General features: G+C 49.0%; 7 protein-coding genes and 3 pseudogenes. 1 reads left to right on the top strand and 9 read right to left on the bottom strand.

Annotated elements, in window-relative coordinates:
- Both BMW65_RS23645 and BMW65_RS23640 read right to left on the bottom strand, forming a co-directional pair.
- Window positions 1-905: pseudogene (locus tag BMW65_RS23645) on the bottom strand (hypothetical protein); the annotation flags it as partial.
- A complete protein-coding gene (locus tag BMW65_RS23640; RefSeq protein ID WP_143054015.1) occupies window positions 902-1,654 on the bottom strand; it encodes a hypothetical protein in 753 nt (250 codons plus the stop codon). The gene BMW65_RS23640 and the pseudogene BMW65_RS23645, both read right to left, overlap by 4 nt.
- A gap of 525 nt (window positions 1,655-2,179) precedes the next feature.
- On the opposite strand from BMW65_RS23640, the pseudogene BMW65_RS24785 reads away from it, so the two are divergent.
- A pseudogene (locus BMW65_RS24785) lies at window positions 2,180-2,331 on the top strand (helix-turn-helix domain-containing protein); the annotation flags it as partial.
- Window positions 2,332-2,494: 163 nt separating this feature from the next.
- Here BMW65_RS24785 and BMW65_RS23630 read toward each other — a convergent pair.
- The 7 genes and pseudogenes from BMW65_RS23630 to BMW65_RS23600 form a co-directional block, all read right to left on the bottom strand.
- Window positions 2,495-2,812: a hypothetical protein gene (locus BMW65_RS23630; RefSeq protein ID WP_090609469.1), complete on the bottom strand. Its 318-nt coding sequence runs from the start codon at window positions 2,810-2,812 to the stop codon at window positions 2,495-2,497.
- Window positions 2,813-2,816: 4 nt separating this feature from the next.
- Window positions 2,817-3,155, bottom strand: coding sequence for a hypothetical protein (locus tag BMW65_RS23625; protein WP_090609467.1), 339 nt, complete (start codon window positions 3,153-3,155; stop codon window positions 2,817-2,819).
- Between the two features lie 5 nt (window positions 3,156-3,160).
- Window positions 3,161-6,658 carry a DUF6443 domain-containing protein gene (locus tag BMW65_RS23620; RefSeq protein WP_090609466.1) on the bottom strand — a complete coding sequence of 1,166 codons (3,498 nt, stop codon included), beginning with the start codon at window positions 6,656-6,658 and terminating at the stop codon, window positions 3,161-3,163.
- 11 nt (window positions 6,659-6,669) lie between these two features.
- The gene (locus BMW65_RS23615) at window positions 6,670-9,858 is read right to left on the bottom strand and encodes a hypothetical protein (protein WP_143054014.1); all 3,189 of its coding nucleotides are present in this window, start codon (window positions 9,856-9,858) and stop codon (window positions 6,670-6,672) included.
- Between the two features lie 46 nt (window positions 9,859-9,904).
- The gene (locus tag BMW65_RS23610; RefSeq protein ID WP_143054013.1) at window positions 9,905-10,597 is read right to left on the bottom strand and encodes a hypothetical protein; all 693 of its coding nucleotides are present in this window, start codon (window positions 10,595-10,597) and stop codon (window positions 9,905-9,907) included.
- A gap of 104 nt (window positions 10,598-10,701) precedes the next feature.
- The gene (locus BMW65_RS23605; RefSeq protein ID WP_143054012.1) at window positions 10,702-11,430 is read right to left on the bottom strand and encodes a hypothetical protein; all 729 of its coding nucleotides are present in this window, start codon (window positions 11,428-11,430) and stop codon (window positions 10,702-10,704) included.
- 36 nt (window positions 11,431-11,466) lie between these two features.
- Window positions 11,467-11,858 (bottom strand): annotated as a pseudogene (locus BMW65_RS23600) (hypothetical protein); the annotation flags it as partial.

The raw sequence follows: 11,858 nt of genomic DNA, 5'->3' as shown, positions 1-11,858 counted from the left end.
TCGAACCCGTTCAATCGCTGTATTTCCTTCTCTTTCGCTATCAAATGCAATGTCAGCTCCTCCACCTTCTTCAGCAGCAGCAGGTTCATCTCCGCCAGGTCAAGGCCGTCCTTTTCGATATCCCTGGCAGAGGGGATTTCCGGCAGGTGCCGGTGTTCCTTCACATAGGCTTCCACTTCGGCCAGCGGGGGCAATTCATACTCCGGATCGAATACATAGTCCGGCACGGTGATGTCCGTTTTCACCTTCACTTCCTTGGCCAGGATGTTGCCGTTTACGGCAAGTTTGGCTTGGGGATTAGTAGTGCCAATGCCTACATTGCCGCTCACCAGCAGTCTACCGGCAAGGTGGTTTTCTGCCATGTCCGGTGTGTAATCCGCGATATTTGTCAGCACGTCCTGGTTCTGCGGAACGCCGTTGACGCTGTAAGTCACCGTTTTTAGTGATTCACCGCTCGACTTCGTCCAACCCACGAAATGGTAACCCAGCGAATGCTGGCCATTAAGGTACGGTACGTCTACGGCAAGGTATTTTTTCCCATTGTACATACACGTTTTCAGTACCCACACGGCCGTACTTCCATACGAATCGCCGTCAAACGACGATAAGGATGCCGTCGTATGGTTATAAGCCGATGACGAACGGATATCCGCGACATTGAGCCGTTGATAAGCATTGGCTGAACCCCTGATTGCCATGATGGTACCAACAGCATAGTTTATTGCGATATTGGATCCATTGTACATCTCGTGTAGCAGGATGAGTGTTTTGGCATACGGTACATTCTGATCCATGGTAATGGTAACCGCTTTGTAGTTGCCATGCAGGGTAGTCTGCGCATCGGCTCCGCCTGCCAAACATAAGACAAACGCGAGCAACACCAATAGAGAGTTTGTGTTTTTCATTTTAGTTTTCTGATTTCATCATTTAAGACCTGCAATTGGCTACGAAAACTCGAATTTTCAGCATCCAACCGATGTAAATATTGTTTCAATTCCTGTTCGGATTTCTCTTTGGCGATTAGATGCAGCGTCAGCTCTTCCACCTTTTTCAGCAGTAGCAGGTTCATCTCCGCGAGGTCAAGGCCGCCCTTTTCGATATCCTCGGCAGAGGGGATTTCCGGCAGGTGCTTATGTTCTTTCACGTACGCTTCCACGTCGACCAGTGTGGTCAGTTCATAGCCGGGTTCAAAGACGTAATCCGGCACCGCGATGTCCGTTTTCACTTTTACTTCCTTGGCCAAGACAGTACCCTCCACGGCCAGTTTGGCTTTTGGACTGGTCGTACCGATGCCCACATTGCCGTTGTGATGAATCAGCATGCGCGTGCTCATGGAACCTCCTTTCACCCCGGTTTTGAAATACAGGTGACGGGCTCCGCTTTCGCTGTTAGGAGAAACCACTTGCAGGGTCAGGTGTTTATGGTTTGTTCCCGGATCATCACTGGTTAGGTAACTGCCGTTCGCATCCGAATGAATCCGCAGAAAATTACTCCCACCTGTTAACCGCTCAAAGCGGACATCCCCTTTTACATGCAGTTTATCCTGTGGAGATACACCAATGCCCACGTTTCCGCTTGATGGAAATGTGTTTTGCGCTAAGCACCACGCAGTGGAGGCGAAAAAAAATAAGATCGCTGTGATTGTCTTTACCATAACTTTGATTTTATTGTTTAAGTGTCATTTGCTTTACATCATAGCCGGAGTAAAGCTATGCAGAGAATCGATTGCCTATGATGCGTTTCGTCTATAAATTTGATAGGCACAGGCTATAAATTTGATAGGCTATGCCTATAAATCTGGCAATAAAAAACCCCGCTTCTCAGCGGGGCTCACACATAACACACTGTTTCACTACCACTTACTAAGCAACCAACCTTGCAAAAGCAGCGTCACCACGAAATTCACCACAGCACCAATAGTTGCAAGCGCAACCATACTCATCACGTCGGATCTCTCCGAGGCTTCTACTTTAATTTTTACGTCTCAATCAAATTCAGGATATGCAAAATCGAATTTCCCTGTCTGCATTCGGTAGACTGCTGTCGTGACTTATAACAATTCCGATTTCTGCCTTTTGGTTTTCTCTGTCAATTTTCCTACTCGGGTAAAATCATTGTCATTTGTCCTTCCGTTCTTTGAGCAATTACCGCTAAAGCAAGGCACCGTATTCGCGTCCACTACCTCACTGGCAATTCCGGTATCGAACTTGACAAGGCCACCCTCGACAGAGTACGGGAAGTGACCAAGCTCTCCGATAAGAACAAGGAATTTTCGTAACCCTCGATGCGCTTATCAGGGATTTTAAGAATAAACAGGCGTACGCTAAATAACAAAAGCCCGGACTCGTTCCGGGCTTAAAATTATTGATATTTATTCTCTATCTCTTTCTGCTTTCTAAAGTATTCGTAGATATATTCACAAGCATCGCTTTCAGAAAAAAACATCTTTTCTTTATCTCGATTTTCTCTTTCATCAAAATAGAACACGTCCCATTTAGCACTTTAAAAGTATTATGAATACTAGTGTTAGCTCCTGGGGGTAAAGCTCGCATAGGTAGTAGCGTTCCTGCGGTGAAAAGAACTTGCCTGAATTACTCCCAAAACGACTAATCTGCTGCCCTGGCATTAAAAACCTTCTCGCCTTGTTCTGCCTGCCGTCGCGTGTCATGTTGCCGTTCGCATCGTAAAGGTAGGTGGTGACACCGTTGGTGATGCTCTGCAACTGGTTGCCGGACGTCCCGTAATTGAAATAGCTGTCCCGAATTCTTTTCCAAGCGATTTTGCAGAGCAATATTTTAACAAACAACTTCATTCTATTATAATTCTACTTTCCAGTTTACAACCCCATCTAATTCAGAACAAATATCTATAGACGCTTTTCCACCATCGTCATAACAAAGGATATACTCTATAGACTTGTTTGCTACAAACCTTTTTAAATTATCAGAACCAGCTATCATATCAGAAAAAATGTTCTTTATTTCTGTTAATTCACTTAATGAATTGGCTTTCGTTAGGTTTGAAAAATTCAAATACTGCGACCAACCAGCAACAGTTAATAAATTAGAACTGCTCATACTCAAACGCAAATCCCCAACAGTAAAAGATTGACCATCTTTCAAAAACTCCAATGCTATTTTTATTCTATTTTCCATATCCACTACTTTATAACTTTGATAAGATTTGCAGGAATATGTTGATTGAATAAAAACTCCGTTCCCCCTCCTGCTCCATATCCTGGTAGGTTGCCAGAAACTCGTCTTATCAAAGCTGGATTTAATCCTGACGCGTCTATACGAAGAATTGAATTTGGCAACGCTCTATTAGCTGGTAATGCTAATTCTATCTGGGCTTGCAAAGGCGAAAGAGTTCCCTTATTGGTTAAATAGGAAAATCCATCTCTGCCAACTTTAAGTCCCTGTTGTGATATACTTTGTGCAGCTTCTTTGCTTGTATAATGGTATAAATACTTACCTCCCGTCTTAGCAGCAAACCTCCCAATTAACTTCGCACCGAAATAACTTACAGCCTTTGCTGCCGCAGTCCCGCCGATAAAATAGGATTCCGGATAAACCGCGGTCGTTGCGCCGCTATGCTTCGGTGCATTCCAAAGGCCGACTCCGGCCCGCTGCCCTTTATCGCCATAGGGACTGCCTATCACATAGCTGTATTCGACGTGGCTCTGATCAACAACCGATTTACCGTCGGTATAGTGGACCACATCAAATTCATTACCCCCTAAATCGCTGACATACGTGTATTCCCCTGTCGTTGCATTATATGCATATTCATTCGGAGGCAATGCCAACCGCCCATCCGGATCGATAAACCGCATCGGATTATCAAACGCATAGTTATAAGGCGTATACCTACGCATCGAATCCGCCAGCGGGTCAACACTTCCCCACCTGCCAATGAACGGGTCATAGAACCTTGCCCCGTAATCGACATACCCCGTTACGTCCTGCAGTTCCTTGCCGTTGTAAAGATAGCGATCTTTCGGGGAAAGTATGGTGCCCGACTGGTAGTGCTTCCCGAACGGGTAATAGTCGGTTTTCTGGATATTTGCGCTGCCGGGGCTGAAAACAACCCGGTTGTTGCCCTGGTGGTCCTTCAGTACATACTGGTAAGTGCCCGCTCCGCCGGGAAGGATACGGCCCTCCTCCATGTGGATGACCGTCAGTACATTATCCTGCCACTCGATACCGTCGATGTAGTCCGTATTGATGCCGCTGATCGTGGCACGCAGTTTCCGGCCGGTACCGTCATACACATAGCTGCCCGCACCAGCCACCGATACCGGCAGGTTCAGGTGGTGGTTGTATCCAATCGCCTTGTTCTGCCTGCCATCGCGCGTCATGTTGCCATTCGCATCGTAAAGGTAGGTGGTGGCACCGTTGGTGATGCTCTGCAACTGGTTGCCGGACGTCCCGTAATTGAACGCAAGCAGCGTTCCCCCGGCATCCCTCCGCAACTGCGTGATGTTGCCCATACGGTCATAACGGATGTCCCGTTCATCCTTGCCGGATCCCGTTATCCCGCCAAGCAGGCGGCCCACTTGGTCATAGGTATAGTTGTAATATTGTAGCGCTGCGGTCTCATGCTGCCATTCCTGACGGCTGATGTTACCGTTGTACTGCGGCGTCGGGCCGTCCTGGTATTTCAGGTAGTGCCTGAACAGGTTCGACGCGGTGGCCGTGGAGGTAAGCCACCCGCGGGGATTATATCCGTGATTCAGCGTCTGTGCATAGGTGCCGTTGCTGTTCCGGTGCAATGCCTTGCTCGCCAGTTGCCCCACCTCGTTGTACGTATTGCGCAAAATGGTCGTGGGCGCAGCCCCGTTGAGTGACTTGCGCGTCTCCCTCAGCCGCTGCCGGTGGTCATACGTGTGCTCCGTGGCTACGGTGACTGCCGGTGTGCTGCTCCCGTTGTAGTGCTTGCGCGTGCTTTTCAGCAATTGCCCAGTGAAGCTGTATTCATTGACAACTTCATCGTATTTGCCAAGCGCAACCGTTGCATTCTGGTAATGCTGGCTGAAATGCCTGATTTCCCTGTTTTGGTCGTCGTAGTACACGGCGCTCCACAGCATGTTGGAAGTACCGGTACCCGCTCCCAGCACTTTGGTCCGTGTCACCGTCGGCAGCCCGTTGGTTTTCTTGCTGTGTTCATTCTGCTTGTTGTACTCCGTAGGCAAGCCCGGCACGGCGTAGTCATCATAGTAATGCAGTGTCAGCATTGTGCCAATGGCTCCCCGGGGCCATGCCGAATAGGTGTAGCCGATGCCGGTACCTATCCGGTTTTCCCATTGCCCCCCGGCATAAGCCGAGTCCCGCACAGCCAGGCGGTGATCGGTGTTGGCAGAAGTGCCGGGATGGTTCCAGAGCCCTGTCAGCGCCACCCTGCCGCGCCCGTCGTACTTGGTGACCGACCATTCCTGGGGTGTTTTCCTGCGCTGCTCGGCATTCTGCGTGGCCACCGCCTGATCCAGCCTGTTATAGACGATGTATTCCCGGCCCTTGCCCGGAAGTTGTTTCTCCACAAGCCGGTTCCGTTCATCGTACCGGTACTGGTAGGCGTACTGGTCGAGCTTGGTTTGCGTTGGCACGGCCTCGCTGTCCGGATTGAAATCCGCGTCCCTCCCCGGTGGCAATACGAAGGTCAGGTTGCCCAAGTCATCGTATACATAATAGGTGCTTAATATTTCCTGTGTGGTACCGTTGAGGTTAAACGTGCGCCTCAGGATGAGCTTCCCTGCCTTATCCGTGTATTCCTCCACCGTATTCAGGCGGCTATTGAAACTGCTCGCACCGGCGTCCACCCAATTTTCATCCCTCATGATAGCCACATGGAGCGTGTTTGCCCCATAGGCGCTGTTTACCGTCAATGTGGGTTTTCCCGCGGCATCAAGCGATACGCCATACCTCGCCACCCTGCGCGTGGTGGCGGGGGAGCTGAAACCCGTGATGTTATTGGTGGTGTACACCGTCATCACGGTACGGCCGGATGTGGCCGTACGGCTGCCGGGTTGCCAGATGGCCCCGGGAAATCCCTGCTCCCTCACCCTGTTTAGCGGAGACGGCTCATACACCTTCCGGCTATAGGCATGTGCATTTGCGGCCTGGCCGGCAGGCGGCGTGCCGCTGTAGTAACTGGCCTGCGCCGAGGTGGCACTTGCCTTGAACGCTCCTCCGGCCCCCGCCGTGGTGGCATACGGGAGGTATTGGTAGGCCTGTCTTCCGTATGCATCATGGGCAAATGGTGTCACCACATCTTTGTAATTCTCCGCAGCCTTCACCTGGACTTCCTGCAAGGGCCGTCCAAGACCGTCATAATAGGCAATGTCGCGCATGGCGTCGCCCGTTAATGACGGAGCACTCAAACCCGGTCGCAGGTAAACTGTTTTCTCGACAAAGTTCTGGGCAGTGGCACCTCCGGGGCCGAGTTCCTCCTCGTTGATGATGTAAACCCGCAGCGTACTGCCTGCAGGGGCGTGGAAACCGGGCAGCAACCGCACGCTCTGCGTACCGTACAGTTCCTGCTGCCCGCTGTAACTGTTGTAGGTTGGATTCGCCTGCCCCAACGACACTAATGGAGAAAGCAGCGCTATCAGACCATTGAATATTCCCCATGCGCCGTGTATGATTGTTTTTGTTCTCATGGTTAGTGCGCTTAATTAGTCCGGTAATTGTACTTATACTCCTCAATGATGTTCCCTTCATCATCCCTGATGCGCCAAAGCCGCTGGAATGCATCGTAGTCATAGAATACCGTGCGTCCGTTTTCATCCGTTTTGCTGGTCACCCCTATCATAGGTTCATGGGTATATGTGGCCATGCCCGCACCAGATGGGTAAACCCGCACCTCGTCAATCGCTGTACCCTCGTTGAGCACCATATTGTTCTGGTATGCCTTTTTCTGGAATATCCACTTCCCGTTTTGTAAATAACGGTATTCAACCGTGTACTGCCGATTGTCGGGTCTGGTGAACGGCACGGTATAGGTACCAGACCGATAACGCTTGCCGGCATACGGCATACTGGTCGCAGCCCCGGTTGCCTCTTCGAAGCCCTCGTAGAAAAAGTCTTTCAATGCCGTCGCGGCAAGCTGCCCGCCCATATACGTGCAACTGACACCTGCGGTGCTTCCGCTGATTGTCGTGTTTGAACGTATCAACAAAGTATAAGTTCCTGCCGGTGCGTTGCTGATGACAACCTTGTTGTTATTCACATTCGTGTAATAGCACGGGTCATTTGGGTTGTTGTTCATGCAGAACGCACCCGACCGGCTCAGCGGACCGCTGATCGTATAGGACATTGACAGGGTGATACCCGAACCCATGAAAGTCCCTTGCAGCAGTTGCAAGGTAATGTCACCCGGTGCCATTGATGTAAACGTGAAGCTGTTGGTTGCGCTAATTGTAATGGGGACGGACACATTGCCATAGCTTGGAAAAATGCTGTACGTGTCACTGCTGTTATTGCCGTTGGTTACCTCAGCCACAACGAATTCCTGCCCGTGCCCCCATTGGTATGCCTCCGGCGGACCGTCGGCTAATTTGGCATGCTGTAATTTCCCGTTGCCCGTGTAGTTGGAAAAAATAATCCGGTTTTCGGTGGATGGGGAGCCATATTTACGGGTTTTTATAGAATCCGGCACATAGATGGCGCTTGCGCCTGTACCAATCTGCCGGTATGAGGTGGTCGCCGTATGCATCGTAACGCCCCCCGCGCTGTATGTTTCCTCAATCACCGGATTCAGCTGATTGACGGATACCATGGCTGCATAAACCCCGGTTGAAGTGAAATGGTATGGGTAACGTTTTGAAATTCTTTCCACCTTGCCTGAACTGCCTGTGGTCTGCACAACTTCCGGCTGAAGGTAATTCGTGCTGTATGTATAGCTATGTGACGTCTGCAAACTATCCGATGTGCTTTCATATTTGGTTTCCGTTATCCCCTGCGGCCGGGATTTAAAGCTGGAAACGCTGTAGCTGCCGCCGGTCGTTCCCGGCACATATACAAGCCCTTGGTGTATTACCGTCTCCAGGTACTGTTGCTGATAGCGTGCCTCACGCACAATACGGAAATCATTAGCAGCACCGTCCCACCGATATTGCCTTTCCGTGGTAAGCGTGCCGTTTTTATAATCATGCGTACCCTGCAAACCGGGGATGATATTGCTGTAGCTGTCAACGTTATTCACATAGTAATACTCCGATTTACCGTTGTTGCCCTGTCCGTCTTTATCCGTCACTGTTACCTGGTCATACCCTACGACGGTGGAAGAACCGCCCAACGGAACGATACTCGTGGAATAGGTAATACGCCTGTTCACTTTGATCAGATACGTTGTGTTGTTGCAGAGCACATCTACTATTTGGGAGGATTCGTATTGATTGGTCGCATACGAAATCAGCTTCCCGCTGGATACTGGGTTTCCCGCGGTATTCTTTTTGGTATAGGTGTACTCCCGGTCAAGTAGCAAGGTGCCGGTAGCGTCACGATTCGCTATTTTCCATATGCGAACCCCAAGGTCTTTTGGAAGAATACCTGCGTTAGGCACGGGAGCAGCGGAATAGTCATGGTTCTGATACGTAAACTCCGTGTACCCTTTAGTCGGATATACAATTTTGTTGAGCAATGCGACCGTGGGATTGGTATCGTAAAACCCAAAATATTTGCCCGAAAGGTGCGTTTTGTCCGGTATCGTACCCTCATTGTAATAAAATGAGTGCACCTTTGACTGGTTGTTTACCCCGACGCCTGTCTCCGTAACCGAAAGCAGCTTCAGCCTGTTCCCAATAACGGTGTTTGAGTTGCCCGAGGAAAAGTAGCCGTACCCGAAGGTGAATTTGCGGATTTCCCCGTTGCCATTCAGCACGGAGATGGACTGGACCCTGCTCGCGCTTCCGCTAACGGTACCGATATCATTCCGTGCAGAATAAGCAAAGGTGACCTTGCCATTTTTACCTTCGATAGACTCCAGTAACACCTCATCCGTTTCCGTGGATGTATTAGAACCAAGGGTTTGAGGGTACCCTAAATACTCATAACAACTTGGATTCGGCGATCCGGACTGGGGTATCATACTCAACGTCTGTGTCACATGCCCCTGTGTGGTGCTATTTTTTAATTTCAGGGGGTTAGGCTTATACTTAAACAAAATAATTTCTTTGTTCAAAAGTTCAATACGGGTTAAGTACCATGCTGATATGCGGGTTGCCGATACATTATTGCTGGTCACCTTCGCCATTTCCTTATGTTCAAATCGGTATATTATACCGTCAGGGGTAGTCATCACAAAGTTGTTGTTTGCATCCAAGTATATCCTCGTATCATCCTGTTGGTTAAGCGATTTCGCGTAAAGCGTCCCTGAAGAATAGGGAAGTACAAATTTGCCCGCTATTCCATTGACATTGTAGTAAAAAATATCCGGTTCGGTATCCGTTTCCCACACTTCGAGATTATTGGGATGAACCCGTGAATAGCCAACACCCGGCATGAGATCCTCCACCCACTTTATTGAGCGGGTAATTACGCCTGAACAATTCAAACTCCATCCCAAGCCAACATAGGACGCCTCATCCAGGTACCGCAGGCCGGCGTTCTGGTAGCTAAGGGCTATTCCAAAATCGTATCCGCCCTGGGAGTATGTGTACAAGGGAATGGAGGTGTTCGGTAAACCGCTGTAGTGCCCCACTTCAATTTCCCCGTATTGACCAAGCCCGGCAGCCGTTGGCGAAGGGGGCACATTATTGGGTAGAACAGGCTTTAAAACCTGCGCCCATACACCGGAAAGGGAAAGAGTCATTATTGCAATCAACAATGATAGCAGCCCATAAAATTTTGGTGTTTTCATTTCTTTCATTTAAAAGTCTAAGTCGAATTTGACTTTCACTATTCAATTAATTTTCGGGGTTTACAACAACATGTGCACTGCCTTCTAATGCCTGAACCCTTTGTTTCAAAGCTACATACTGCCGTATTATCTCTTGTTCTGCCTTTTGCCTCTCAATCAAATGCAGCGTCAGCTCCTCCACCTTCTTCAGCAGCAGGAGGTTCATTTCGGCGAGGTCTAGTCCGTCTTTCTTTATGTCTGCCGCCGAGGGGATTTCCGGTAGGTGTTTGTGTTCTTTTACATAGGCTTCCACTTCGGCAAGTGTAGGCAGTTCGTACTCCGGCGCGAACACATAGTCCGGTACGGCGATGTCCGTTTTCACTTTTACCTCCGTGGCCAGGATGTTACCGTTTACAGCCAGTTTGGCTTGGGGTGTGACCGTACCAATGCCGGTATTGCCGTTCGGCAAAATATAAAGCCCCAAGCTGCTTTCCCAAGGAGTCTGGCCAAATGCGATATAAAAGCGATAAAGGTTTTCGGAATTTCCATGCAATCCCATTGCCATATAACGGTTTTCCCGATTGGTGTCATAAAAATTGATTCCTCTTGCCCACCCTCCGGTGGCCACAGGCTTTAAGAAATTTATGCCGCCACCGTCGATCTTTATGTACTCGTTTTTGGCCGTTGGATATTCATTTTGCGCCCACAACAACGAGCATGAGCATGTAAAAAGAAGCAGAACAAGGGATATCTTTTTCATAACAATATTATTTAATTAATTTATTCACTGACTCACGAAAGCTTGGTATAGATTATAAATTCGATAGACAGTGCCTATCAAATGGTTGGTAATTTCCTCCATGTTTAATGCAAGAATTGTGGATTTTCAGAAATTTCAATGAAGTCGTTCACCCGTTCCTTCAAAGCATCCATTCTTTTTTCCAATACTGTCCTTTCCCTTCGCTCTTCCATAAGATACAGCGTCAGCTCCTCCACCTTCTTCAGCAGCAACAGGTTCATCTCCGCGAGGTCAAGGCCATCCTTTTCAATATCATTGGCAGAGGGGATTTCCGGTAGGTGCTTGTGCTCTTTCACGTAGGCTTCCACGTCGGCCAGTGAGGGCAGTTCGTATTCCGGGTCGAACACATAGTCCGGTACGGCGATATCCGTTTTCACTTTCACTTCTTTGGCAAGGATGTTGCCATTTACGGCCAGCTTGGCTTGGGGGGTTGTCGTGCCGATACCGACGTTACCGTTTGACCGGATAATCATCCGCTCAACAGCTGGACTGACGCTTGAATTTGTGGTCTTGAAATAGATATGACCCTGAGAGGTGTTGTTATTCCACAACTGGATTTCAGCTTTTGTATACAAATCATTGGATACCCCAAATCTTAAGTTGCGTTCCGTAGTCACATTGTTGCCCAATAAATAGGTACCCCAACTCGATTCAGGTATCGAGCCTTCCGCAGGCAAATTGGATTCCGCGTCATTCCTTACCTGCGCGAAGGTTATTCCAATCTGCGTGCTGAAAAAAGCCACAAAAAAAACCAATAATATAACAACCTGACTCGTTCTAACGTGTATTTTCATGATTCATCATTTTTTAATAAATAAGCTATTAACAGGTTATATCCCTCCCATTCTTTCTTTCATCGCTGCTATTTCTTCTTGCTGATTGATGATCATTTTGCGTTGCTCCAACAGGTGCAATGTCAGCTCCTCCACTTTCTCCAGCAGTCTCCGGTTCATTTCAGCCAAGCCGATGCCACTGGCTTCCGCTTCTATTGCGGACGGGATTCCCGGCAGGTGGCCGTTGTCATTGATGAAGGTTTCCAGTTCAGGCAGTGGCATGAGTGGATAATCCCTTTTGAACACATAATCAGGCCAGTTGGCCATTTCCACCTTCACCTCCTTCGCCCGGATATTGCCATTGACCGAAAGCCGCTCCGCAGGATCCATCGTACCAATGCCGACACGATCCTGCATGATGGATTTGTATTGTCTGGATTTGCTGAAAA

Origin of the sequence: Parapedobacter koreensis (assembly GCF_900109365.1) — a bacterium.
Classification (GTDB): Bacteria; Bacteroidota; Bacteroidia; order Sphingobacteriales; family Sphingobacteriaceae; genus Parapedobacter; species Parapedobacter koreensis.
This window is presented reverse-complemented; position numbering and strand designations above follow the sequence as displayed.